We start from the raw sequence: 25,406 nt of genomic DNA, 5'->3' as shown, positions 1-25,406 counted from the left end.
AATACCTAATTATGTTCATAGGATTTCCTCTCATATAATAAGAACATGGAGTAGTTAAAATTTGTTGTCCTTTCGTTTAATGGTATATACTGGATAGAAGGGGAGAAGTTACATAAAGGTTAAAAATCTGCTATACTCTAATTTTTATATAAATATGTATAGACATTTACAAAAGAAAAGAGTAATTTTAATAGAGTGAAAAATAACTTGTAACAATTTATAAACATATTGTAAAATGATTGTAACAAAACATACATAAAATGAAATGATACATAAAAGTAATATCGGGGAAAAGGAGAGAGTATATTGTTCCGTAAAATAAAGGGTATTTTAGTTGGGGTGCTATGCGTAGCTGTAGTGAGTGGTTGTGGTGCAAAAGTAAGTGACGTTGCATTAGTAAGTGATATTGGTGGACACACTGTAGAAGCTAAAGCAGAAGTGCAGGATACGATTAGTTTAGTTGATGGTCGTACTGGTACTGAAGTGAAAAAGCTAGATTTATCGAGTTTAGGTTATTTTGAAGATGAAGCGAAATTTAAAAATTCGGTAACGAAGGTTGCTAGTGAGGTTGGGAAAAGTGTCGATCAAAAGATGGTACCTTCACGTATGGCTCCTGATGGAAGTTGGCAAGAAGGAAAACCTTCTTATGAACTAATGGAAAAAGAATTAGTGAATAAATTATTAAATGTAGGCATGTGGGATTCTACTTATCAGTTACCAATTGTGGAGAAAAAGCCTGTTGCAACACTTGCTGATGCTCAAGGAAGTGGTACTGTAATTGGTAGATATGAAACGAACTTAGGTGGGTCAACTGGTGGTCGTATTGAAAATATTCGTTTGTCAGCAGAAAGCATAAATGGAGTTGTATTAGCAAAAGGAGATAGTTTTTCTTTTAATGCATTAATCGGTGATACAACGCCAGATAAAGGCTATCAATTAGGAAAAGAAATTGTAGATGGTAAATTAGTAGATGGATATGGTGGTGGTGTTTGTCAAACATCTTCAACTTTATTTAATGCAGCAGATCAAGCTGGTTTGAAAATGGTGGAAAGAACAACACACTCTAAAACAGTAGGTTATGTTCCACAAGGAAGAGACGCTACAATTGCATATCCATATTTAGACTTAGTATTTGAAAATACGAATGATGCACCTGTGAAGCTTTATATGGGCATACAAGGTGGAAAGTTAGTTGCTGAAGTACATAAAATGAGATAAGAATTATAGCAGATTGATTTTTATAAAGTCATCTTTTCTAAAAATTAGAAGAGATGACTTTTTTGTTATGAAAATAAAAAGATTTTCAATTCAGACTTTTCTTATTTACATAGGTTGATTTTAGTTGTATCCTTCATAGTAACGGTTATATGTATTGGAAAATATATAAGGACAAGGAGATGAAGTTATCCATGGTACAAATTCATCCGAAAACACGCATTGGTCATGTTGAATTTAAAGTGAAAGATTTAGAGCGTCAAATTGCTTTTTATGAGAATGTTGTAGGTTTAGAGGTAATTAAGAGAGAGGGGAATAAGGCATATTTAACAGGAAAGGGTGGTAATAGTACGCTACTTGTTCTTGAAAAGTTAGAGGACGGGGTACTGCAAGAACCACGTACGACTGGTATATATCATGTTGCATTTTTAGTTCCGACTCGTGAAGCTTTTGCTTCGGCACTATTTGGTGTTATTCGCAATAAGAACGTAATTGATAGTCCGGCTGAGCAAGAAGGGCGTTATACATATTCAAATGAAATTTTACCAATTTCAAGGTTTAATAGTGCAAGTGATCATACGTATAGCGAAGCGTTTTATTTGCAAGATTTAGAGGGGAATGGTATCGAAATTTATGCAGACCGTCCGCGCGATCAATGGGGAGAAGGACCAGGAGGAAGTACGCCACTAGATTTAAAAGAACTGGCAACACTCGTTGACTATGAGTTTGACGGTTTACCAGCCGATACTGTTGTTGGACATGTGCATTTACGAATAGCTGATGTAGAAAAATCGTATGAGTTTTATGTAGAAACTGTAGGTTTTGAAGTACAACAGCGTGAAGAGGATTGCTTATTCATTTCAGCAGGAGACTATCATCACCATATTGGTGCAAATACGTGGAACGGGATAAATAACCCGCATCCGCCAGTCTATGCAACTGGACTGAAGGTGTATACCATTATACTGCCACATAAAGAAGCGGTAGATGAAGTGAAAGAAAGATTAATAGAAAAACAACATGAAATAAATGAAACTACAAATGGATTTACAGTGGTAGATCCAAGTGGTATTACAGTCCAGTTTGAAATAGAAGCAGTATAAAATAAGCCAGAAAGTGATTACACACTTTCTGGCTTATTTTGATTCATCATTTAAAGTTCAATCAAAAATCTTCTTACTACATTCCCGTCTTCTTCAGTGTAATCTTCATCACGGAGACCGCCGTTATGTAAAATTGTCTTTTCAGAAGCGGTATTCACTTCGTCGCAAACGACAAGTGCTTTCTTAATATTTAATTCTTTTGTTTTTTCTAATGATAACTCTAGTAACTTCGTAGCATAACCTTTTCTTCTTTCAGAAGGGCGAATGCCATAACCGATATGACCTCCAGCGTTAAATAGATGATCAGTTAAACGATGACGTATATTAACAGCTCCTACAATTCTATTATCATCTGTAACGAGCCAATATGTAGAATCTGGTACCCACGTTTCAGGAATATTTATTCCGTTATGTGCATCGAGTAATTCTTGAATCATAGCTGGGAAGTCAGAAGGGTCTTTTGAAATAACCCACGGAATCATCGTTTCACCGCTATCTTTCCATTCGTTATAAAAATCTAAGTATTCTTCTTGTAAATCAGTAGTAGGTGTAAGTAAAGAGACATTCATTGTTTGTAGGCTCCTTTGATTGACGTTTTATTTCACAAAATTGCAGCGTATTATGAAAACGTTTTCTTGTTTTCTCAACCTCATTTTATGCAATCCACATTCTGTTTTTAAATAAAAATTAGTTTCGTTTTGAAATTTAAAGTTTTTCGTATGAAAAGTAAGGTGTTTTTTTATTTATGTTAATATTTAAAATATTAACATAAATATTTCTATATATTAAGTGTATTTTAATAAATTGCCATTATATCGATAAATGGATGTGTGTGATAATTTTTGTTTTATCTATAATGAATGAAAGGGGGAAGTGTTTGTGAACTTACATGTTGATTCAAGGTGTAATGTTTATTAATACAAAGTGGTACAACAAATATTACAAGTGCTACAAGTGACAGGTATTCCAATACTTTCATATGAAATTGAAGCTTTAGAGCAAGACGTAGGGATAGTTTATAAGGTAGGAATACAGCTGGAAAATATATCGTCAGAAGAGAAGAACGCATGTATTCAACAAATATAATCATTACCGGAAGTCAAGTTTATAAAGTGAAACTATAATCAGTGGGAGTGTACTGATTATTATCCTGTACTAATCGGGCGTTTACGGGCGTCCGACTCTCGCCAAAATTCTTTGCTTCAGCCGAATTTTGAGGGGGAGTTTTACTGCCCGCAAATAGAGGGATAAAGTTAAAATTATAGCGTTAAAAAAGGATAGATGTAGCAGAAATTTCGCTATTATCTATCCTTTTTTGATATAAAATGTACGGAAAGTCAAGCGTTAATTTTGCATTGAGTGGGTACATGTGTGAACGTTCCCTTATTTTTTCTCAATACAGAATAAATAGTCAGAATAGTAAGATGATGGAGCGGGACACTAAAAAATGTAAGGTAGGGGAGAGTATGAAAGGTTATTCAAAAAAAGTGTTAGTAGGGGTAAGTTTTGTTAGTTTAATGTTAGGGAGTTTTCAAGGAAACATATCGGCAGAAGATACTAAGGGAGAGCAAGTTTCTTATCGAAATGTGCTTAAAATGGAGCCGGTTGGTGTGCAATTGCCAGTGCAAGAATTAGCTCATTCATCGAAAGTGCTAGAAAATAAATCTTTTGAGAAAAGGCTACAATTTGCTGATTTATCGCAAAGACCGCCTGAAGTCCAAAAGGAAAGTAAGCAGTTAGCTGCGGCGAAAACTTATACAATAGCTGAATTAAATCAATTGAGCAATCAGGCGTTGGTAGATTTACTTGTAACAATTGATTGGGAGCAAATTACGGGGCTATTTCAGTTTAATAAAGACAGTCTAGCATTCTATCAAAATGATAGTAGGATGCAGGCGATTATTGATAAATTGAAGCAGCAAGGGCAAGCTTATACGAAAGATGATTCAAAAGGGATTGAGACATTAGTAGAGGTATTGCGGTCTGGGTTTTATTTAGGTTTTTATCATACAGAATTAAGCAAACTAAATGAGCGAAGCTATCATGACAAGTGCTTACCTGCATTGAAAACGATTGCCCAAAATCCGGATTTTAAACTTGGTACATTAGAACAAAATAAAGTCGTATCATTATATGGGAAATTAATAGGAAACGCTTCTAGTGATGCAGAAACGGTTACATCGGCTGCGAACATTTTTAAACAATATAATGATAATCTCTCTACATTTATAGATAATCGTTCAGCAGGTAATGCAGTGTACGATATTATGCAAGGTGTAGATTATGATATTCAATCTTATTTATATGACACGGAAAAGGCGCCGAAAGATACAATGTGGTATCAAAAAATAGATAGTTATATTAACGAATTAAGTAGGTTTGCGTTAATTGGAACAGTTACAGCGAAAAACGGATGGCTTATTAATAATGGAATCTATTATACAGGTAGACTCGGTACGTTCCATAGTACAGGAACGAAAGGGCTGCAAGTTGTAACGGATGCGATGAAACTCTATCCGTATTTAGGTGAGCAATATTTCGTAGCAGCTGAGCAAATTACGACGAATTATAGCGGAAAAGATGCGAATGGTAAAGTGGTTGATTTAGATCAAATACGGGAAGAGGCAAAGAAAAAATATTTGCCGAAAACGTATACGTTTGATGATGGGGCAATTGTGTTAAAAGCTGGAGATAAAGTGACTGAGGAAAAAGTAAAACGTCTATATTGGGCAGCGAAAGAGGTAAAGGCACAATTTCATCGTACTGTTGAAAGTGACCAGCCTTTAGAAAAAGGAAATCCTGATGATGTGTTGACGATGGTTATTTATAATAGCCCAGCTGAATATCAATTTAATCGTCAATTATACGGATATGAAACAAATAATGGTGGTATTTATATAGAAGGAACAGGAACGTTCTTTACTTATGAACGTACACCACAGGAGAGTATATATAGTTTAGAAGAGTTATTTCGACATGAGTTCACGCATTATTTACAAGGTAGATATGAAGTGCCAGGATTTTGGGGGCAAGGTAAGTTTTATGAAAATGAGCGATTATCTTGGTTTGAAGAAGGGAATGCTGAATTTTTTGCAGGTGCAACGAGAACGGATAATGTTGTTCCAAGAAAGAGCATGATAGGAGGACTATCTTCAAATCCAGCAGAACGTTATACGGCAGAGCGAACGTTAAATGCAAAGTATGGAACTTGGGACTTTTATAACTATTCCTTTGCTTTGCAATCTTATATGTACAATAAGAGATATGATATGTTCGATAAAATTCATGATCTTATTAGAAAGAATGATGTAACAGCATATGATGCATATCGCTCTGCTTTAAGTAAAGATGCAAATTTAAATAAAGAATATCAAGACTACATGCAAATGTTAGTTGATAATCGTGATAAATATAATGTTCCGCTCGTATCAGACGATTATGTAGCAACTCATGCACCAAAACCAGTTTCAGATATTGCGGCAGAAATTACAGTGGAAGCAAAATTAAGTAATGTATCAGTAAAGAAAAATAAATCACAGTTCTTTAATACATTTACACTACAAGGAACATATACAGGAACTGCAGCAAAAGGAGAGTATGAAGACTGGAAAACAATTACACAAAACGTTAACGATACGCTAAAACGTTTAAGTGCAAAAGAATGGACAGGCTATAAAACAGTAACAGCATACTTCGTAAATTATCGTGTGAATGCATCTGGGCAATTTGAATATGATGTTGTATTCCACGGTATTAATACGGAAGAAGGTACAGAGAATAAAGCACCAGTAGCAGTTATAAATGGTCCGTACAATGGAAACGTGAATGAAGCGATCTCGTTTAAAAGCGATGGATCAAAAGATGAAGATGGGAAAATTGCTTCTTATAAATGGGAGTTTGGTGATGGTACTGTAAGTAATGAACAAAATCCAACTCACGTTTATACAAAAGAAGGAACGTATACAGCGAAATTGACAGTAACAGATGATAAAGGAGCAACGAATACTAATACAACAAGCGTTACTGTTCAAAAGAAAGAGGATAACAGTATAGAAAAAGAACCAAACAATTCATTCCAAACAGCAAATAAACTCCAGTTAAATCAAGTTTTACGTGCTAGTTTAGGAAACGGTGATACAAGTGATTACTTTGAAATAAATGTAGAAACTGCGAAAAACCTTCAAATTAATGTAACGAAGGAAAATAACATTGGGGTAAACTGGGTTCTTTATTCGGAAGCAGATTTAAATAATTATGTTACGTATGCCCAGCCGCAAGGAAATAAATTAGTGGGCAGCTACTATACGTATCCAGGGAAATATTATTTACATGTATATCAGTATGGTGGGGGAACAGGGAATTATACGGTAGAAGTGAAGTAATAAAAGAGGCGCCGTGAATGGCGCCCTTTTTTACTATGCGTTATACCCGAATAACTTTAGCTCTTCTCCTGAGTCTGAAATTATTTTTTCGAATCGCAGTCCAACCTTTTCTAAAAGTTTTCCTGAATTAACATTATCTGTAGAAGTAATTGCTACAATTCGTTTCATTCCTAGCTTCTGTACACCGTAGTCTATTACCGCAGAAGCTGACTCATAGCCGTATCCTTGTGAGCGGAATTTTTCTAAAAAGGCAAAGCCGATATCAATATCTTCTAATGAATCTCTTTTAATAAGACCGCACATACCAAGTGGCGTGAGATCTTCTTTTCTTTCTACCAAGTAAAGACCAAATCCAATTTTGTTATACATATCGACTGGTCCGTTTACGATATAGTTTTTTGCATCTTCTAAGTTTTTGACCCCTTTATCACCGATAAACTGAATCCATGCAGGATCGTTTACTAATTCGAGAATAAACGGAGCATCTTTTATATCAAACCAGCGAAGAGTGAGTCGTTCAGTTTCAAGAACTATCAATTTATTGCACCACCTTTAAAAGTTATAACAATTAGTATGGATTGTGTGAAACAAAAGTGCAACATATTTCAGTAGGGCTCTACTTGTTCACATAAAGTTCGATTGTTTTGTATAGAAGGATATTTTATAATTAGGATTGATTGTAAAGAGTGAGATGCTTATACAATGATTCCTAGGCAACTAGGAGTTTTTACTATATAACTATCATTATTACTAAATATGACACACTACACATTCTACTCAAGGAGGTACATAATGAAAAAATTATATAATGCATCGTTTACGTATTTGATTATCGGTTTATTGTCAGGAATATTTGCTAGGGAGTATGGAAAATTAAAAGGGATTGTAGGATCTACACTATTAAATCTTTTGCATACGCATACGCTTGTACTTGGCTTTTTCTTCTTCTTAATTGCTTTAGGATTAGCAAAAGTATTCGCGTTTCATGAAGTGAAAGGTTTTAATAAATGGTTTGTTTTACATAACATTGCACTAACTCTAATGTTAGGTTCTCTGGCAGCGAGAGGGCTTCTTCAACTAAATGGAGCAGACTTTAAAGGGTTAACGTATATTGTAGGTTTCTCTCATTCTATGCTGGCATTTACTTTAGTTTGGTTTATGCTGTTAATAAAGAAGTCATTTAATATGAAATAAAAAAAGAACTTGTAGCGAGTGCTGCAAGTTCTTTTTGTTGTGCTGAAAGCTAATAATCTTATTTTTCTGATTGTTTTGTATAAAAATGGTATACTGGTTTTAAAATTAAAAAAGGAGAGGTAGTTATGGAGATAACAATTGAACATTTAGTAAATGAATTAAAGGATATACTTCCTGAAGATCGAGTAGTAATCAATACGACAGTAAGGGAGTTACATAGTAAAGATGAATCTTACCATGCTAGTAGTTTACCTGATGTAGTTGTTTTTCCGAAAACGACAGCAGAGGTTAGCGGGATAATGAAAGTAGCAGGTGAGCAAGGAACAGCTGTCGTGCCGTTTGGAGTAGGATCCAGTTTAGAGGGACATGTAATTCCTTATGAAAAAGGAATTACAATGGACTTTTCGCTTATGAATAAAATACTAGAAATAAGAGAGAAAGATTTTCTTGTGAGAGTACAGCCAGGAGTAACGCGCTCTCAGCTCAATAAAGAACTAAAGAAATACGGTTTGTTTTTTAGTGTAGATCCAGGAGCAGATGCAACGTTAGGTGGAATGGCTGCTACAAATGCGAGTGGAACGACAGCGGTTAAGTATGGTGTTATGCGTGATCAAGTTCGTGATTTAGAAGTGGTACTTGCTGATGGGCAAGTGATACATACGGGGAATTTAGCAGCGAAGTCATCATCAGGTTATCATTTAAATGGTGTTTTCGTCGGATCAGAAGGTACGCTTGGATGCTTTACAGAGTTAACTTTAAAAGTATACGGCATACCAGAACATGTTATGGCTGCGAGAGCATCGTTTCCAACTATAAATGATGCAGTAGAAGCTGTTATTCATATATTACAAGCAGGTATCCCAATTGCGAGAATTGAACTTGTTGATGAATTATCTATGAAGCAAGTAAATCATTATAATGAAACAAGTTACAGAGAAGAACCTACATTATTTTTAGAGTTTCATGGCAATGAAGCAGGGCTAAAGCAAGATATTGAATTTACGAAAGAAATTGTTCTCGATCATAAGTGTAAAGAAATTGCGTTTGAGACTGAAACTGCGGCGAGAAATAAATTATGGGATGCAAGACATAACTTAGCGTACTCTTACGTACATAGTTATCCTGGTAAAAAGTTAATGAGTACGGATGTATGTGTACCGATTTCGGAATTAGCTGGCGCTATTCATCATGCGAAAGACGTATTAGATAAAGTAGGTCTTATTGGTGGTATTCTCGGTCATGTTGGGGACGGAAATTTCCATGTGCTTTTAATGATTGATACAAATGATAAAGAAGAAGTGAAAAAATCAGACGAAATAAACGAAAGTATCGTTTTATATGCTCTTAAACGAGGTGGAACGTGTACTGGAGAACATGGCGTTGGAATTGGAAAACGAAAGTATCAAGAAGAAGAACATGGGGCGGCATTATTCGTAATGGAGAAAATAAAGAAAGCTCTTGATCCGCAAAATATTTTGAATCCAAATAAAATTCTCAAGTTAACAGATAAGGAATGATGAAGTTTGGAGAAACGAATTATACACTTTGAAGGATTGATTGTCTTATTAGCTGCGATTTATATATATTCATTATGTGGATTTAGTTGGTTATTATTTATCGTATTACTTTTTGCACCTGATTTAGCGATGGTAGCATACACGATAAATAATCGTGTCGGTGCGCAAATTTATAATCTATTTCACACATATATTATATCAATATTACTTGTTTTAATAGGGGTCTATTTAAAGATGGATACGATTTTAATGGTGGGCCTAATATGGACAGCACATATTGGAATGGATCGAATGTTTGGATATGGGTTGAAATATGAGACGGATTTTAAAGATACTCATATTCAGAGGTTATAATTGTTTTTTGATATGTCTGAGGAGAGAGCTAAGTGAAACAGAGAATTATTATTGAAGAATATAACGTCAAATGGGAAAGTGAATTTCATAAACTACAAACTCTCATTAATAATGTAATGAAAGACAGCGTTTTATCCATTGAACATGTTGGGAGTACAGCGGTTGAAGGACTTGCATCAAAACCAATATTAGATATTGATATAGTAATAGAAGATTACGAAATTTTTCCTGAAGTAGTAAAAAAGCTGGAAACGATAGGGTATTATCATCAAGCAGAATGGAGCTACAAAGGGAGAGAGGCGTTTGGAAGAAAGGATGCTTTCGTTCCGTGGAGCGAGGAACATACAGTTTGGATGGACCAACATCTATATGTGTGTGATAAGAATAGTGAAGAGTTGAGAAGACATGTAGCGTTTCGAGATTACCTTCGTGAACATGACGATGTTGCTATTGAATATGGACGCTTAAAGGAAAAGTTAGCAAGAGAGTCGAAAAATCGAACAAGTTATAGTGAAGGTAAGACGGCATTTATGACAAATATATTAGAAAAAATAAACTAAGGCGGCATGAAGTACATGCGGCCTATTCTTGTTAGCTAGAAAGCTGCCATTGTAAAACAAACACAAACTGGCCCTGTTGAATGAACTGATTTCTAAATATAATTAGAAATAAAAGAACGGAAAAGAGGGAGTTTATGTACATACCAAAATATTTCGCAATACAAGTTGAAGAGATGAAGTATGAAATAATTGAACAAAATAGCTTTGCGACGTTATTTTCTCAGCATAATGGAGAATCATATGCAACGCATTTACCGTTGTTACTAAATAGGGAGACCCTTACTCTACATGGCCATTTCGCACGTCCGAATGAACAGTGGAAAGATAGTGGGAATCAACAAGTACTAGCTATATTTCAAGGACCGCATAGTTACATCTCTCCGTCATGGTATGAAACAAATAAAGCAGTACCACATGCCCATCAAGTAGCGGGAAATTGAAGAAACACAGAAGTAAAAAACTTCGTGTTTCTTTTCAATACATTTATTGAGAAAACTTTGCGCTTCCCGGCACAGTTTCTCCTTCTAGCGCTCATTAAAAAAAGTAAAACCCACTGCACCAAAGGGTCCTTTAGTCATAAGCTCCACTAATTGTTGTGCAGTATATTTCGGTGAATATTTCATGTCATTTTGAAGCCACCAAATTGCCATCCCAACAACACAGGAAGTGATGAAACGTAATACCATATCCTTTGGAATATCTGAGTTATGTTCTCCAATTTTAAGTTCAATGTAATTTCGTTCAAGGTTATCCATTATAGTCTGCTGCATTTGTAGGTTAAAATCATGAATGCCATGAGGCCCAAACATGGTTTTATAAAAGTCTGCATGTTTTACCATACACTCAAATATCGATTGTAAAACTTCCTCGAATTTCGAGAGATCTATTTGATGTCCCTGCACATGGGCATATAGGACCATCTTACTTGTCAACTCTTCTAGTGCACCCTCGCTAACCTTTGTTAATAAATCTTGTTTATCTCTGTAATGCGAGTAAAATGTTGCCCGATTGATGAGTGCCTCATCTGCGATGTCTTGAATGGTAATAGCATCGTATCCCTTTTCCGCTATCAGTTTGATAAAAGCATCATATATAAATTTCTTCGTTCGAATAATCCGCAGATCCGTTTTATTCAACATTTTATGCCTCCCTGTTCGTTATTGTCATTATAAACAACAGATTTCATCCTTTTGTTTCTTATCTTACATTTATGCCTTAAGTGTAAATTGAATTTTGTGAAAAAAAGGATATAATTCCATTATAAACAATATGAATTTATTATAAACGACACGTTGTTTGTTATCTATCATTTTGTTAAACAAATGCTAGGAGGAATAATTTAAAATGCTTATTGATATAACTCTTCGGAAAATAAAGACAAATTTTGTGTTTGATGCATAAAAAGCACGTCACCCTTCTTATTAACATACGAGAATAGTAACGCGCTTTTAATGTCGAGAATAGTCTAAATCCTTAAGTTGATGGATGTTTGGCAGGATCTCCAGTGGTCATTCAATTACCATTATTTTCATTTTAATTCATTGACAAAAGATGGTACCTAGTATTAACATTAATTTATAACGCTAGGTATAAATATATTGGAAGGATATAAACAAATGAAGTCAAAAGTAAGAATTAAAGCTATGGTACCTATTTGCCTGACAAAAACTTACTAACTATTATCTAGCCATAAATGGAATGAAAGTAAAAAGTTATATATAAACTGCATATTACGTGTAGTTATTTATATATATTGTAAATACACTTAAGGAGGGTGAGAATAATTAAAAAAAACATTATTTTTGCACCAGAAACTTTTAACTTGGCCGAAACTACCAGATCAATAGAAGTGGCAAAGAAATGTTCCGAATACTTTCATTGCATATTTATAGGCTACTCTAGAAAATATGCTTATCTTATTGAAAAAGCTAACTTTGAATTTATCCACCTTGAACCGGTTTTAAGTGAAGACGATATCACTCAGCTCATGAAAGTTGATCAGATGAAGGGCATAAAACATCCCTTTACATACGAACATCTTAAAAAACGAATTGGGAATGAGAAAAGAATTATAAATACTTATTGTCCGGCGGTTGTCGTTATCGGAACTACATTAAGTATGTTTATTTCAGCGAGAGCTTGTCAAACACCACTTGTATATATTAAACCACTAGCATACACCAGAACTTTTTTATTAAAAGGACACCTAGAATTACCTCCCATAATTAATAAGCCTTTCTTACCTAAAAAAGTCACCATGAATCTCTATAAAAAGGTTGCTTTAGGTATTACTTATAAACCAAAATCTTTCTCTAAATTGGCAAAAGAAGAAGGAGTAGAACTTCCAAAATACACCATAGATGCACTGGATGCCGATTATAATTTAATTACAACCATTCCTGAAATTAGTGGTGTGGACGATCTTCCTGCTAACTATAAATATATTGGCCCGGTTTATGCAAAACTGGATATGCCCATACCTTCATTTTTAGATAATCTTGCCTCAGATCAACCAGTTATTTATTTTGCGATGGGAAGCTCGGGAAGTAAAGAAATTGTAATGAAATTCTTACATATTTTAAAGGAACTTCCGGTGACAGTTATATGTCCTATGAAGAAAATACTTGCGTCTAGTGGCAATGTTTTTTCTAGCAATAAGAATATTATCCTTTGTGAGTTGCTTCCTGCTCATAAATTGGGAAATATAATAGATTTATCTATTATTCATGGCGGTGAAGGTACAGTTCAAACAGCTTGTTTGTCTGGAAAACCATTCCTTGGGCTTGGACTGCAAGCAGAACAAAAAGCCAATATAAATGAATGTGTTCTTTTTGGTAATGCATTGGAACTTAAACGAAAAGATATTACGACTCAGAAAATTGGTGAATTGATAGACTTCTCTCTAACAAATAAAGAGATGCATAATAAGGCAAAAGAAATGCAGGAACTTTTAGAAAATATTGATGGTCCAGTAAATGCTGCTAACTTCTTAATAAATCATTTCGCTATCACATAAAAGAATAATGGAGGTTTACCATGAATAAAGTATACGATAAAATCATTAGCCATTTGGCTGAAATAACAGGTTATGATCAAAGTGATATTGCTGTAACTGATTCGTTAGTTAATAATCTTGGTCTTGACTCAATGATGATTATGGATTTTCATAGATTAGTAGTACATGACTTTCCTGAAATGAAAGAAGTCGACTTGGAAGAAGTTTTTCAACAAGAGGATACAACTGTAGATAATATTTTACATTTAATATATAAGGAAATAGGGATGGAAATGAATCAAGAGACAGCTTCATTACTGGATGATTTCACTGAAGTTAAAGAGTTTCATAAATATCTTAAAAGTAGAGAATACATTCCTTATTTCAGAAAAAACCATGGAATAGCATCAAATAGAATTATTATAGATGGAGAAGAGAAGATAAATTATTCCACTTACAATTACCTCGGTATTAATGGTTCAAATATAATTAACCAGGCCGTCATTGAAGCGATAAATCGTTATGGAACGAGTGTTTCTGGTAGTAGGTTACTTAGCGGAGAAATTGAAATCCATCAAAAGCTTGAAAGAAAAATTGCTGAATTCTTAGATGTAGAAGATGCTCTAATTCAGGTGGGAGGACACAGTACTAACGTTAATACTATAGGAAATATTGTCAATCAAGAAGATTTAATTCTACATGATGCATTGGCTCATAATAGTATTATTCAAGGTGCAATTCTTTCTAATGCCAAGCGAAAACCCTTTAAACATAATGATATGGATCATCTAGAAGATGAGCTGAAAAAGCTAAGATCGAAATTCCGCAGGGTTTTAATCGTGGTAGAAGGTGTTTACAGCATGGATGGAGATATTTGTAAACTACCAGAACTAATCAGAATAAAAGAAAAGTATAATGCTATTCTCATGGTGGATGAAGCGCATTCAATCGGTACTATTGGTAAGAATGGTAGAGGTGTTACAAGTTATTATGATGTTAACCCTAAATCAGTAGATATTCTAATGGGAACATTAAGTAAATCCCTTAATAGTTGTGGGGGATATATTGCTGGTAGCAAATCCTTTATTAAATATTTAAGATTCAATTCACCTGGATTTATTTTCAGTGTAGGAATGACACCAGCTAATGCAGCTGCGGCATTAGCGTCGTTAACAATCTGTGAAAGTGAAGAAAGTTTATTTGTAAGATTAAAAGAAAACCATACTTATTTCTTAAATGAATTAAAGAAACTAGGAGTGGATACAGGTAAAAGCTATGACACTCCAGTAGTACCTTTAATCATTGGAAACTCTGATGAAGCTCTTAAATTCTCGGAAATATTATTTAAAAATGGAATAAATGCAATGCCAATAATTTACCCTGCAGTAAAAGAGAGTGAAGCTAGAATAAGATTTTTCATTTCAGCTGCTCATTCAAGAGAAGACCTGGATATGACTTTAAAAGTAATTAAAGAAAACATTCAAAGTTTATCTACGTACAATGAGTCCGTGTTAATACCTTTATAAATTACGTGGAAATTTATATAGATAGGGAGCTTTCTGCTTCCTATCAATTAATTTTAAAAGAAGAGGAGGTTATTAAATGCAATACAGTTTGTTAATGAGCAAGTATCAATCATATTCTCCAAACAAACGTTATAAGTTACCGGAGAAGTCCATTCGTATAAACATTTTAGTTCGATTATCTAAGATTGTAGGGATAAGAGATACTCCTTTATTCAAATTACTTTTGTTTTCAAAAGTTAAAAACTATATAAGATTTATTGTATTAAGGAAGATATATGAAAATTTTGATAATGTTCAAGAAATGACAAAAGGAAATATGCATCATAATATATTTCATTCATTTATGGATTTAGGTATCCAGTTGGGGATGATTTCACAAAATGAGAATGTATATACCTTAAATCAAGAATACCTTTTGGCAGTAAAGGACAGAAACAGCTTAGTTGCATTTGAAGACAAAAATTATAGTAAGATTGTAAATAAAATACAAAGCGATTACAAGTTTATTGAGCGTGTAATTGATACAGAACATAATACAACATTAGGAAAAATAATAGGAAAATTAGAGTTTGTATATATTAAAGAGGTTCTTACCTATTTACAAGAGATTAATAAATTGGATTTTTTTAAACAAATATCTCCTAGCTTTTCAGAGGATTTTTACACGGATCTTGGAGAATTAGCGTTTAATATTTACACAAAAGAAAACTATGCAACTTTTATTTCTCAAAAACAATTTAAGTCAATTCTTGATATTGGATGTGGAAATGGTAATTATATTGATGTTCATTTGAGTTCTGATGATAAACAAATTGTTGGTGTAGAAAGACAAAAGAAGGTGTTTGAAAAATTACAAACTAAATATAAGGATAAATCGAATGTTGTTATACATAACGAGGACATTATAGACCTTTCATTTGAATGTAAATTTGACATGATCAATATGAGCTACATGTTATTTTATCTTACTCAAGACGAAAAAGAAAAGCTCTTCAAGCGACTAAAAGAAATTTTGCATAGGGACGGTTCTATTGTGATTTGTCAGTATTATCCTAACTTTGAGATTTATCAAGAGCTAATGGCAAAGCATAATAAGGATTGGAATCTTATATCTCGCTATAAATTTGATATCTGTAATAGTATTCTCCAAGCTGAAGTTGTATTAAATAATATGCTTATTGATTTTGCTCAAGCGGAACAGTGGAATATTTTCCTTAATTTACTAGATTCATCAGGATTTGAAGTAAGTGAAATTGCACCAGCAGATGATACATATTATTCGTATTTTATTACAGTTAAACATAAATATGGAGGTACAAATGATTAATGCTACTAACGTTATAAAGGTTTTTAATGCAAATAAGCAAAATGAATTAAAAGTGTTAAGAGGAATTGATTTAGGTATAACTAAGGGTGAATTATGTACAATTATTGGGAAATCTGGGTCGGGTAAAACTACACTTCTCAAATGCTTATCGGGACTAGAGAGTGTTACTTCAGGTGAAATTCAAGTAAATAAAAGAAATATAGGTAATCTTTCTAAAAAAGAAGTAAATGTTTTTAGAAAAAATGATATTGCTTTTATTTTTCAAGAATATAACTTAATTGATGATTTAACCTTGCATGAGAATATCTATTTAGAACATGGTGTTACTGAGGAAATTGAAAATCTTATCGATGATTGGGATATTCGTAAAGCAATTAATTTATTTCCTAATCAATGTTCCGGAGGTCAACAGCAAAAAGCTGCGATATTAAGAGCTTTAGTGAAAAGAGCTAAAATACTCTTTTGTGATGAACCTACAGGAGCACTTGATGGGAATTCATCTAAGGAGGTCTTAACAGTATTACAAAAGCTGCAACAAAGTCATCAAACTACGATTGTTCTTATAACCCATAATGAACAAATAACGAAAATTTCCAATCGTGTTATTACTATTCATGATGGGAAAAAGGTTAATGATATGGTAAATGAAGACATTGAATTAGCGGAGAATTTAGAATGGTAAATCAAAATATAAAGAGAAAATTCAGAAAACGTACAATAAGAAGATTAAACACTTATAAATTAAAGTTTCTAGTTATATTTCTTGTTGTTTTTGCTACAACTGGTATCTTTATAAGCTTTTTTGTTGGTACAAGTAGCGTTCTACAATCAGTTGAAAAATTCAACAGCGAATATAACGTAGAGGACGGTATATTTATAACTAATGACGATATTGACGAGAAATTTAAGGATATTTCCTTCGAACAAATTAAAAATGGGGAAGTGAGGGAAGGCGGCAGTACAGTTCGAATATTCCAGTCAAGAAAAAAAATTAATAAATATCAAGTGACCAGCGGTCGTGATATTCAAAACGATAAAGAGATTCTAATTGACAATAACTATTTAAAAGCAAATAAATTAGCGCTCAATGATGAATTGACCTTTAATGGAGAAAAATTAAAAATAGTTGGAACTGCAATATCACCGGATTATATTACAACCAAAAATAGTAATCTAGTGTTGCAAGCTAATTCTGAAGTTTTTGGTATAGCATTTGTAAATGAAGAAACGTTTCAAAGGCTGTTCGGTAATGAGTTCTCTTCATATTATGCTTATACTAGCAATCTAGATGTTCAAGAGGTTTCGGAAATCGTTAAACCAACTTATATAAATGATTCTCAAAATAACACGAGGATACAACAAGTAATAGGTGATGCAAAAGCACCAAGGGATCTTGCGTTGCTTTTAACATGCTTACTATATCTAATAGTTGGGGTTCTTTTAAGTGTTTACCATTTTGAAGTATCCAAGAAAGAATCAAATAACCTAGCAACATTTAATAAGTTAGGCTTTAACAAATGGATGCTTTTTAAACATTATATAACTGAAACGAGCTTAACACTTTTAATTGCATGGTTTATCGGTAGTACAATCGGTATATTTTTGATTGATACGATTATGCAAATGAATAGCCAAATATATAATTATCCAATTCTTAAAATTGATTATATTCTATTGACGGAATGTTTAGTTTTCTCGTTAGCTATTGTTTTAGTGATTAACTTTGTTTTAGTTTATCAGTTTTATATAAAATTTAAAAAGAAGAAAAATAAAGTTAAATCTATAAGAAAAAGAAGTAGCAAAATCATGAAGTTCATTCCTTTTACTTACCGGTATCGGTTAAAGCGGATAAATAGAAATAAAAAGGAAATGGCTTTGTTTATAGTACTGATTTTCTTTGTAGGTTTACTGATTAATTTTTCGTTTTTATTGAAAGGCTCTGTAACTAAGTATGTCGATGACTTAGCATCAGAGAATATTTTTGAAGAAATTTTGTTTTTAAATCCACCTAATCAACATGATATCAAGGGTGAAGAGTTTAAACTATATAACTTACATGATGAAGACGGTATTACACAAAGTGTTTATGTAATCGGTTCTGATTCTAAGTATTATAATTATAATCTCAAGCTGGCAGATGGAGATGTAATAATTACTCAAGCATTCTCTGATAAATATGGGAAAAAAGTGGGAGATAAGTTACTACTAAAAGATGTAACTAATCAAAAAGATTACTCATTTAAAATTAATAAAGTCAACAATGTTACTACAGTGAGTAATATATATTTAGTTTCCGATAACGGAGAAATGTTCAACCATGAAACATATTCAGTACCTGCAGTAGCTCTATCAAACCCATATGATAATGCTAACGATAGTGGGATAGAAGCTACATTGACTAGGAACGAGATAATAACTTCGGGAAAAAATATCTTAGATGTTATAAACAAACAGATCACACTTATTTTAGGGCTTGCTATAGTTCTACAAGTTGCATTACTTTACTCACTTCTTGAGTTCAGTTATCAAAATAGTATCAAATCAATTAAGACATTAAAATTAGAAGGTTATTCATTAAAAGAACTAATGAGAATGCATTTTGCCTTTAGTTTTCCTATTGCGGTCCTAACTATTATTGGATCATACCTTTTATCAAGAATAGGTGTAAGAGTGTTTTTGGATCAAATTATGTTTGACTTTGTCAACTTTGTTAGAGTTACTGATAATCTAAACATTATATTTGCAAGTAATGGAATGATAATTGCCGTATTTACCTTCTTTTTAATAAGAATAAGGTCAAAAATGAAATGCATTTGAAATGACAATGGAGGTAGACGAGTTTATGAATAGAGTCGTGGTAACAGGAATAGGTATTGTTTCACCAAATGGTATTACCAGAGAAAGTTCCTGGGAAAGTATTGTTAACCTTGAAAGTGGTATTATTCCTTCCAAATATGAAAATACAAAATTTGTTGGGGAAGTAGATGACATTTTTAATGAACCACTTACAACAAAGGATAAGCGGTATATGGATCGTTGTACTCAAATGGCCGTAATTGCATCAAGAGAAGCCGTTAAAGATGCAGATTTATTAATTAATGATGAAAATAATGAAAATGTTTCTGTGTTTGTTGGAAGTTCTGTTGGGGGCATTCGTGCCCTCGCAGATGAGTTTGGAACTGCAGCTGTAAAAGGTGTAGATCAAATGACAATGCTTGTGATACCTAGAAATCTAATTAATATGATAACAGCAAATATTAGTATTGATTTAGGTATAAAAGGTGAATCTCTTGCTTATTCAATTGCCTGTGCTTCAGGAACAGTAGCGGTAGGAGAAGCATTTAAAAAAATTCAAAATGGTAGCAAAAAAATAATAGTAGCAGGTGGAGCAGAAGCATGTGTTATTCCACAAGTTATAGAAGCTTTTAGAAAGTTAAGAACTTTGACGAACTCTAAAACCTTAGATAAAGCTAGTGTCCCTTTTTCAAAAGATAGATCTGGATTTGTAATGAGTGAAGGGGCGGCCTTTCTTATTCTTGAAGAGCTTAATCATGCAAAGGGGCGTGGGGTTCATATCTATTGTGAAATAGAAGGTTATGGAAGTTCATCAGATGCTACTTCATTATTGGCGCCTGACCTCAATGGTGTTACAAGATGTATGGAAAATGCATTAATTGATGCTAAATGTAGTTCTGATGAGGTAGAGTACATAAACGCTCATGGTACATCTACTAAACTTAACGACTTAACTGAATCAAAGGCTATAAAGGAAGTATTTAATCACAATCCTTTAGTATCCTCGACTAAATCTTTACATGGACATGCTTTAGGGGCTGCTGGAGCAATTGAAATAGCATTATGTTGTATGATGATTAAAAAAGGAAAATTAATTCCTACTATTAATGTATCAAGAGACAGTGTTGGAGAGGATATAGAAGTTAACCTTCTTCTAGAAGAGGTATCTAATTATAATGGTGGTAAGATCTTAAATAATTCATTTGCGTTTGGTGGACATAATGCCTCAATTTTATTATCGAGCTTTCAGGATTAATTATGGATATTTTCTTCTGTAAGATAAATAAAAACCAAAGTAATCTTATATCAAGAAGAATTCTCACTAAACGAGCTATACAGAGATTAAAAAAAACTACACATCCTAAAAAAAAGCTTCATATTATGTACAGCGATTTACTTATACAGTATGTACTGTTCACAAAACAAAGAATGAAATATCCGTTGAGTATAACCTATAATATGCGAGGGAAACCTCTATTATCGAAAGGCTTCTTTAATATTTCAAATTGTAATGAATGGGTTATGTGTACTTACAGTGATAATGCTGCCGTAGGGGCTGATATTGAGGAATATAAGCGGTGCAATCATGAGTTAGCACAATTCTTCTTTACTCAAGAAGAACTAAAACACTTATTAACTCTATCACAAAGAGAACAAATCAATTTTTTTACAGATGCATGGACTTTTAAAGAAAGTTATGTGAAATGTAAAGGGATTAGTTTATTCGATATTAAAAACAATATCACTTCACCTTTAGTAAGGAATTCTTTTATTAAGGATGAAACAGAAATTGAAGGTGAATTATTTCATTATGTACGTGGGGTTATCGAAAATTATAGTTGGTGTTTGTTAAGCGGAAAGAACTTTACTAACTATAATATTAAGTTAGTGTGCTATTCGCAAATTATAGAAACTTTAACTAGCATACACAGGGGGAATTATGCAGAGTATTTACATGACTAATCACTTTAACAAAATTTATCAACAAAGAGAAGAATTCGCTAATGAAATACAGCATTTCAAAAATAAAGAATGGGAGCGGCCTTATAAGGATAAGTGGTCTTTTGGAGAAACATATTATCATTTATACTTAATGGTCAAGCGATTTCGACAATTAAATAAGTTATATTTACCACTGTCTAGACCAATTGCTGCAGCGAGAAAAAAGTCACCTTACAAAACCCATAGTAAGGACATATATACTGAATATAAAGAGAAACATAACAAACCAATGAAAGCACCTTTTATTTTGCTACCACCTAAAAGAATAGAAAGTAAAATTTCATTCGAAAGATTAATTAAAGGGCTGGATAATGAAACGAAGAATTTAGAAAAAATACTTTCTAAAATTGAAGATGACATTGCTGGCCACATACGTTTCCCGGATCCAATCGCTCATAATCCAAACTTAATACAAAGTATTCATTTAATAGGTATACATGAAAAACAACATTTCCTTTTATGCAAAAAATATTATAACTTAAATTAATGTGCCTCTATTGGAGAGATACTAATTTATTTGGGGCTGGTGGAAATATATGAAGAATAACACGGAGAATAGTAGGCTCCTATTTTAGTTAGCAGTTTTGCTTGGAATTCAGTTGCTGCCTCGAATTCGAAATCGGGAAAAATTGGAGTTTTTTTCGCTCTAGCAAGGAAGAAGTATACGAACATTTTAATGAACTTTTTTTCGGAAAAATTGATTGGGAACTAATACAAAACATCAGCCTCTATATTGAGTGGTGCAGGGTCCTGCCACATGCCCGTCAACTTAAGATTTTGAGGTCCCCCTAAACGAGAATTTTACTTCTCTACGGTTAGTTAATTATATAGGTTCATCGCATTTTTTCATTTTGGGGAACAAGGAATTTCTTAACTTGATGGCGATGGGCAGTACCAACATGGAATTATGTTGCAGTACATGTATACGGTGAATTAGAAATTGTTGAAGATGAACAGGAATTAATAGAATCTCTTCAAGATTTAGTACATAAATATGAAGATCCAAATAGCACGTACTCACTAAATGATGTAGATCCGAATTATATGACAGGATTAAGCAAGGGAATAGTTGGGTTCAAGATAAAGATAAATAAAATAGAAGGAAAAGCGAAATTAAGTCAAAATCATTCTGTAGAGAGGCGGAATTTAGTTGTGGAGGAACTTGAGAAAGTTGGAAGTGAGGGGAGTAGGGAGATAGCTAGAATGATGACGTGGAATTCGTTGTAATAGAAAAATAAGTTATATATTATTGATCTTGGTAATGTAAATGAAATAAGAGAGCTAGGAAAAAGAAGTAAAAATTTCAACGAATAAAAATGAAGTCATACAATAATGCATGACTTCATTTTTATATTCTTGCGTAAAAAAAGTATAGATCAACCGCCGCCATCACCTACAGAAAGGTTTTGTATCTTAGTATTAGAATGATCCAGCTTTGTTGGACTTGTTATACCAGTACTAAATGCTAGAATTGTAACGATTCCCATAAAACTTAAGAGTAACTTTTTCATTTTAATCCTCCTTTAGCATTTGCTTTTTTCTTTGCTTGTAATGCCATATAAAAATATTTACTTGCTTCAGAATGTTCGTTTTCATCATAGAATTTAATTGCCAATGTTTCATATTGTTCCTGAACATCTTCATATAATTCTTCTCGTTCGAAATATTTAATTCCTGCTAATGCTACTTTTTTAAATGTTTTAGCAGGTGAACTGTTATTTAGTTCTTGTAAAATCATAAAGCGGTGTTGGAATTCCTCTTGTTTTAGTTCGTTACTAATATTTAATCCTCTTTTTATTAGCTCGTCTGCGACGTTAAGTTTCTTTAGTTTGTAGTATTCTAAAGCGCTAGCAAAGATAGCTTTATAATGATTTGGGGATTTCTCGACAACTTCAGAGAGATAACGAATAGCTAATGCATTAAGGTTTTGATTTGAATACATCCATCCTAAGTTATGTCGAACCATTAAAATGAATTTTTCTCCTCCTGTTTTTTGAAATTGATTCATTGCAGCTGTAAAGTGTTCTTCAGCAAGTTCCCATTCTTTTAAATTTATACATGCTAAACCTAAAATATTATCACAAAAAGCTACATTCACTTCATATCCTAGATGATTAGAAAACATATCTTTAGCTTTTGTTACTTCTTTGATGGCTTGAAGTGCTTGTTGATTATCGTAGTAGGAATATCCTAGTTTATAGTAGAACTCTGCTTTCTCAATTTCATCTGGAATGTATTGAAGCAAAGCTTCAGCTTTATCATAATGATCCCTCGCTAGTATATAGTTTCCAATTGCATCTGAGTGAATAGCTTTAAAGAAATGATAGTAATATGATAAGAAATTATTTGTTGGAATTTCAAACGACTCAATTTTATTAAAACTGTCTTTAGAGACGCCTAAGTTATCAATTAAATAATTGTATCGGAAGTTTAGTAGAGAATAATAGAGTAATAAGTTTTGATCAGGTAAACCATTTGGATATTCGTTTTTTAAAATGTTAATTTTATTATCTATTTGTTCTTTAAAACGGTTTGCACTGTCAATGCGTCTTAAACGGATTTCTATGTACCATTCGTTTAATAGTTGTGTGATTTGTTCACTTTTAGTGGGTGTAAACATGAAGACTCCTCCTTTTTGGAATATTCTTATAATTAATGATAACAAAAATAATAATATTAAAAAGCAAAACTTATATTTCTCAACATTTTTCACGAAGATAATCAATTAATATGATTGGAATAGTGGTATATCTACGGTTTGATTGGAATAAGATTTATGTTTATGTTAAACAAAAAATGTGCTTTCAAAAATTGAAAGCACATTAAAAGATATTAAACAATCAAGTCCCACAAAAAGTACGATAAGGACGATTCGTCGGCACAGGTGGAACGCAGTATGCTTCTTGGTCTGTAGAATACGCATAAGGATTTGATAAAGCTTCAAGAAGCTGCTCCATTACGCTATAGTCTTCATCTGTAACAGCTGCTTCTAGTGCTTCTTCTACACGGTGGTTCCTTGGGATGATTGAGGGGTTATTATTTTTCATCATCTCGTAGGCGTTCTCTTTCGATTCTTCTTGTCTTTCTAATCGAGATTGCCATAGTCCGTACCATTCTTTAAACTCTGGACTTTCAAATAGTGGTGTATTTTCTAATGTATCGAGAGTTAATGAACGGAATGTATTTGTGTAATCAGCTTTATATTTCTCCATCAGTTTTAAAAGTTTCTCAATAAGTGCTTTGTCTTGTTCATCTTTGCCAAATAGTCCTAATTTCTTTTTCATTCCAAGGAACCAATGGTTTTCATATTGTACGCTAAACCTTGAAATTTCGTCTTGAGCAATCTTTAATGCTTCTTCTTCATCTTCGTGTAGGATCGGTATTAAAGATTCAGCTAATCGCGCGAGGTCCCATGCGGCCATATAGGGCTGATTTCCATATGCATAGCGACCTTGTGTATCAATAGAGCTAAATACGGTTCCTTGGTCGTAAGTGTCCATAAAAGCACAAGGACCGTAATCGATTGTTTCACCACTAATTGTTATGTTATCAGTGTTCATTACGCCGTGGATAAACCCGACGAGTTGCCATTTTGCGATGAGACTTGCTTGTCTTTTAATAACTTCTTGTAGTAATGCAGTATATCGGTTTTCATGGGACTCAATTTCTGGATAATGTCTATTTATCGTATAGTCAGCAAGCGATTTAAGATCCTCGATTGAGCCACGAGCTGCAGCATATTGAAAAGTACCGACGCGAATGTGGCTGCTTGCTACTCTAGTTAAAATTGCTCCAGGTAACTTTGTTTCACGGTACGTAGGCTCACCTGTTGTGACAACTGCTAAACTACGAGTAGTCGGAATATCAAGTGCATACATTGCTTCGCTTATAATATATTCACGTAGCATCGGACCGAGTGCAGCACGACCATCTCCTCGGCGTGAATAGGGAGTAGGGCCGGAACCTTTTAGTTGAATATCGAAACGTTCACCTGAAGGAGTAATTTGTTCACCAATTAAAAGAGCACGACCGTCGCCTAACATATTAAAATGTCCGAATTGATGGCCAGCGTATGCTTGAGCTAATGGATGAGCTCCTTCTGGGAGTGCATTACCAGCGAAAATAGCAATTTCAGCTTCCTTTTTCAGTTCTTCAGGGGTAAAGCCAAGAGATATCGCTAGTGAATGGTTTAGTTTAACTAGCTCCGGTGAACTTACGGGAGTAGGGGGGATTTCTGTATAAAATGATTGTGGTAAAGTCGAATAACTATTATCTAAATCCCAACCTGTTTTATTATTTTTAGTCATTGTATCTCCTCCTTTTTGTATTTTAATTATGTATTTGTATTTATGTATTCTTTGTAAAGTTAACTAAAAGTATAATGTATTATTTCCCCTTGCAATCTATTGTAAGGACTTCAGTGCATTGTGTCTATT

Annotated in this window: 21 protein-coding genes and 3 pseudogenes; 18 read left to right on the top strand and 6 right to left on the bottom strand. The window is 33.4% G+C overall.

All coding sequences use genetic code 11. The features are described from left to right. Window positions 1-306 precede the first annotated feature (306 nt). Both COI75_RS21385 and COI75_RS21380 read left to right on the top strand, forming a co-directional pair. The gene (locus COI75_RS21385) at window positions 307-1,218 is read left to right on the top strand and encodes a VanW family protein (RefSeq protein WP_000488646.1); all 912 of its coding nucleotides are present in this window, start codon (window positions 307-309) and stop codon (window positions 1,216-1,218) included. 191 nt (window positions 1,219-1,409) lie between these two features. After that, complete coding sequence (locus COI75_RS21380) at window positions 1,410-2,318, top strand: VOC family protein (protein WP_000249881.1); 909 nt, start codon at window positions 1,410-1,412, stop codon at window positions 2,316-2,318. A 50-nt stretch (window positions 2,319-2,368) separates the two neighbouring features. Here the strand turns inward: COI75_RS21380 and COI75_RS21375 are convergent, their stop codons facing one another. Then, window positions 2,369-2,887 (bottom strand): GNAT family N-acetyltransferase, encoded by a 519-nt coding sequence (locus COI75_RS21375; protein ID WP_001103115.1) that lies wholly within the window; start codon window positions 2,885-2,887, stop codon window positions 2,369-2,371. A 349-nt stretch (window positions 2,888-3,236) separates the two neighbouring features. On the opposite strand from COI75_RS21375, the pseudogene COI75_RS27445 reads away from it, so the two are divergent. After that, window positions 3,237-3,404: pseudogene (locus COI75_RS27445) on the top strand (MgtC/SapB family protein); the annotation flags it as partial. 380 nt (window positions 3,405-3,784) lie between these two features. Next, window positions 3,785-6,700: a collagenase ColA gene (gene colA, locus COI75_RS21365; protein WP_000679578.1), complete on the top strand. Its 2,916-nt coding sequence runs from the start codon at window positions 3,785-3,787 to the stop codon at window positions 6,698-6,700. A gap of 33 nt (window positions 6,701-6,733) precedes the next feature. Here colA and COI75_RS21360 read toward each other — a convergent pair whose 3' ends face one another. Continuing rightward, window positions 6,734-7,237: a GNAT family N-acetyltransferase gene (locus COI75_RS21360; RefSeq protein ID WP_000636216.1), complete on the bottom strand. Its 504-nt coding sequence runs from the start codon at window positions 7,235-7,237 to the stop codon at window positions 6,734-6,736. Between the two features lie 255 nt (window positions 7,238-7,492). Here COI75_RS21360 and COI75_RS21355 point away from each other — a divergent pair, with 255 nt between their 5' ends. From COI75_RS21355 to COI75_RS21335, 5 genes and pseudogenes are all read left to right on the top strand, one after another. Further along, window positions 7,493-7,894: a DUF2871 family protein gene (locus tag COI75_RS21355; RefSeq protein WP_000737886.1), complete on the top strand. Its 402-nt coding sequence runs from the start codon at window positions 7,493-7,495 to the stop codon at window positions 7,892-7,894. A gap of 125 nt (window positions 7,895-8,019) precedes the next feature. Further along, window positions 8,020-9,411 carry an FAD-binding oxidoreductase gene (locus COI75_RS21350; protein ID WP_000406562.1) on the top strand — a complete coding sequence of 464 codons (1,392 nt, stop codon included), beginning with the start codon at window positions 8,020-8,022 and terminating at the stop codon, window positions 9,409-9,411. A 6-nt stretch (window positions 9,412-9,417) separates the two neighbouring features. Continuing rightward, window positions 9,418-9,765 carry a DUF4260 domain-containing protein gene (locus COI75_RS21345; RefSeq protein ID WP_000415339.1) on the top strand — a complete coding sequence of 116 codons (348 nt, stop codon included), beginning with the start codon at window positions 9,418-9,420 and terminating at the stop codon, window positions 9,763-9,765. A 32-nt stretch (window positions 9,766-9,797) separates the two neighbouring features. Then, window positions 9,798-10,325: a GrpB family protein gene (locus COI75_RS21340; RefSeq protein ID WP_000813560.1), complete on the top strand. Its 528-nt coding sequence runs from the start codon at window positions 9,798-9,800 to the stop codon at window positions 10,323-10,325. 134 nt (window positions 10,326-10,459) lie between these two features. After that, a pseudogene (locus COI75_RS21335) lies at window positions 10,460-10,756 on the top strand (FMN-binding negative transcriptional regulator); the annotation flags it as partial. Window positions 10,757-10,849: 93 nt separating this feature from the next. On the opposite strand, the gene COI75_RS21330 reads toward COI75_RS21335, so the two are convergent. Further along, a complete protein-coding gene (locus COI75_RS21330) occupies window positions 10,850-11,464 on the bottom strand; it encodes a TetR/AcrR family transcriptional regulator (protein ID WP_000932970.1) in 615 nt (204 codons plus the stop codon). Between the two features lie 635 nt (window positions 11,465-12,099). On the opposite strand from COI75_RS21330, the gene COI75_RS21325 reads away from it, so the two are divergent. The 9 genes and pseudogenes from COI75_RS21325 to COI75_RS21285 all read left to right on the top strand — a co-directional run. After that, window positions 12,100-13,341, top strand: a complete 1,242-nt coding sequence (locus COI75_RS21325; RefSeq protein ID WP_001220178.1) for a glycosyltransferase — start codon at window positions 12,100-12,102, stop codon at window positions 13,339-13,341. 20 nt (window positions 13,342-13,361) lie between these two features. Continuing rightward, entirely contained in the window at window positions 13,362-14,846 is a 1,485-nt protein-coding gene (locus COI75_RS21320) for an aminotransferase class I/II-fold pyridoxal phosphate-dependent enzyme (protein ID WP_001045575.1), read from the top strand. A gap of 76 nt (window positions 14,847-14,922) precedes the next feature. Beyond that, entirely contained in the window at window positions 14,923-16,173 is a 1,251-nt protein-coding gene (locus COI75_RS21315) for a class I SAM-dependent methyltransferase (protein WP_001200137.1), read from the top strand. Next, on the top strand, window positions 16,166-16,855 hold the full coding sequence (locus tag COI75_RS21310) for an ABC transporter ATP-binding protein (RefSeq protein ID WP_000606307.1): 690 nt from the start codon (window positions 16,166-16,168) through the stop codon (window positions 16,853-16,855). Before COI75_RS21315 ends, COI75_RS21310 begins: the two co-directional genes overlap by 8 nt. After that, entirely contained in the window at window positions 16,849-18,990 is a 2,142-nt protein-coding gene (locus COI75_RS21305; RefSeq protein WP_000248023.1) for an ABC transporter permease, read from the top strand. The genes COI75_RS21310 and COI75_RS21305 overlap by 7 nt, the downstream gene beginning before the upstream one ends. Before the next feature lie 25 nt (window positions 18,991-19,015). Continuing rightward, window positions 19,016-20,224: a beta-ketoacyl-[acyl-carrier-protein] synthase family protein gene (locus COI75_RS21300; RefSeq protein ID WP_001082775.1), complete on the top strand. Its 1,209-nt coding sequence runs from the start codon at window positions 19,016-19,018 to the stop codon at window positions 20,222-20,224. 2 nt (window positions 20,225-20,226) lie between these two features. Further along, a complete protein-coding gene (locus COI75_RS21295; RefSeq protein ID WP_000350757.1) occupies window positions 20,227-20,931 on the top strand; it encodes a 4'-phosphopantetheinyl transferase family protein in 705 nt (234 codons plus the stop codon). Further along, window positions 20,909-21,457, top strand: a complete 549-nt coding sequence (locus COI75_RS21290) for a DinB family protein (protein WP_001190819.1) — start codon at window positions 20,909-20,911, stop codon at window positions 21,455-21,457. The genes COI75_RS21295 and COI75_RS21290 overlap by 23 nt, the downstream gene beginning before the upstream one ends. 401 nt (window positions 21,458-21,858) lie before the next feature. Next, a pseudogene (locus COI75_RS21285) lies at window positions 21,859-22,197 on the top strand (FMN-binding negative transcriptional regulator); the annotation flags it as partial. A 149-nt stretch (window positions 22,198-22,346) separates the two neighbouring features. Here the strand turns inward: COI75_RS21285 and COI75_RS21280 are convergent. From COI75_RS21280 to COI75_RS21270, 3 genes are all read right to left on the bottom strand, one after another. Beyond that, on the bottom strand, window positions 22,347-22,481 hold the full coding sequence (locus COI75_RS21280; protein WP_000735068.1) for a Phr family secreted Rap phosphatase inhibitor: 135 nt from the start codon (window positions 22,479-22,481) through the stop codon (window positions 22,347-22,349). Next, window positions 22,478-23,590, bottom strand: a complete 1,113-nt coding sequence (locus tag COI75_RS21275; protein WP_000494975.1) for a tetratricopeptide repeat protein — start codon at window positions 23,588-23,590, stop codon at window positions 22,478-22,480. Before COI75_RS21275 ends, COI75_RS21280 begins: the two co-directional genes overlap by 4 nt. A gap of 220 nt (window positions 23,591-23,810) precedes the next feature. After that, window positions 23,811-25,277 (bottom strand): protein adenylyltransferase SelO, encoded by a 1,467-nt coding sequence (locus tag COI75_RS21270; RefSeq protein WP_000164940.1) that lies wholly within the window; start codon window positions 25,275-25,277, stop codon window positions 23,811-23,813. Window positions 25,278-25,406: the final 129 nt, after the last annotated feature.

Origin of the sequence: Bacillus cereus, from assembly GCF_002564555.1 — a bacterium.
In the GTDB taxonomy this organism is placed as follows: Bacteria; Bacillota; Bacilli; order Bacillales; family Bacillaceae_G; genus Bacillus_A; species Bacillus_A cereus_K.
The sequence above is the reverse complement of the archived record's forward strand: the minus strand, read 5'-3'. Positions and strand labels throughout refer to the sequence as shown.

What these genes read in the sequence shown, in the direction of transcription:
- COI75_RS21320 (WP_001045575.1), top strand. Translation starts at nt 13,362, where the DNA reads ATGAATAAAGTATACGATAAAATCATTAGCCATTTGGCTGAAATAACA.
- COI75_RS21350 (WP_000406562.1), top strand. Translation starts at nt 8,020, where the DNA reads ATGGAGATAACAATTGAACATTTAGTAAATGAATTAAAGGATATACTT.
- COI75_RS21375 (WP_001103115.1), bottom strand. Translation starts at nt 2,887, where the DNA reads ATGAATGTCTCTTTACTTACACCTACTACTGATTTACAAGAAGAATAC.
- COI75_RS21275 (WP_000494975.1), bottom strand. Translation starts at nt 23,590, where the DNA reads ATGTTTACACCCACTAAAAGTGAACAAATCACACAACTATTAAACGAA.
- COI75_RS21380 (WP_000249881.1), top strand. Translation starts at nt 1,410, where the DNA reads ATGGTACAAATTCATCCGAAAACACGCATTGGTCATGTTGAATTTAAA.
- COI75_RS21315 (WP_001200137.1), top strand. Translation starts at nt 14,923, where the DNA reads ATGCAATACAGTTTGTTAATGAGCAAGTATCAATCATATTCTCCAAAC.
- COI75_RS21290 (WP_001190819.1), top strand. Translation starts at nt 20,909, where the DNA reads ATGCAGAGTATTTACATGACTAATCACTTTAACAAAATTTATCAACAA.
- colA (WP_000679578.1), top strand. Translation starts at nt 3,785, where the DNA reads ATGAAAGGTTATTCAAAAAAAGTGTTAGTAGGGGTAAGTTTTGTTAGT.
- COI75_RS21270 (WP_000164940.1), bottom strand. Translation starts at nt 25,277, where the DNA reads ATGACTAAAAATAATAAAACAGGTTGGGATTTAGATAATAGTTATTCG.
- COI75_RS21280 (WP_000735068.1), bottom strand. Translation starts at nt 22,481, where the DNA reads ATGAAAAAGTTACTCTTAAGTTTTATGGGAATCGTTACAATTCTAGCA.
- COI75_RS21310 (WP_000606307.1), top strand. Translation starts at nt 16,166, where the DNA reads ATGATTAATGCTACTAACGTTATAAAGGTTTTTAATGCAAATAAGCAA.
- COI75_RS21355 (WP_000737886.1), top strand. Translation starts at nt 7,493, where the DNA reads ATGAAAAAATTATATAATGCATCGTTTACGTATTTGATTATCGGTTTA.
- COI75_RS21305 (WP_000248023.1), top strand. Translation starts at nt 16,849, where the DNA reads ATGGTAAATCAAAATATAAAGAGAAAATTCAGAAAACGTACAATAAGA.
- COI75_RS21295 (WP_000350757.1), top strand. Translation starts at nt 20,227, where the DNA reads ATGGATATTTTCTTCTGTAAGATAAATAAAAACCAAAGTAATCTTATA.
- COI75_RS21330 (WP_000932970.1), bottom strand. Translation starts at nt 11,464, where the DNA reads ATGTTGAATAAAACGGATCTGCGGATTATTCGAACGAAGAAATTTATA.
- COI75_RS21300 (WP_001082775.1), top strand. Translation starts at nt 19,016, where the DNA reads ATGAATAGAGTCGTGGTAACAGGAATAGGTATTGTTTCACCAAATGGT.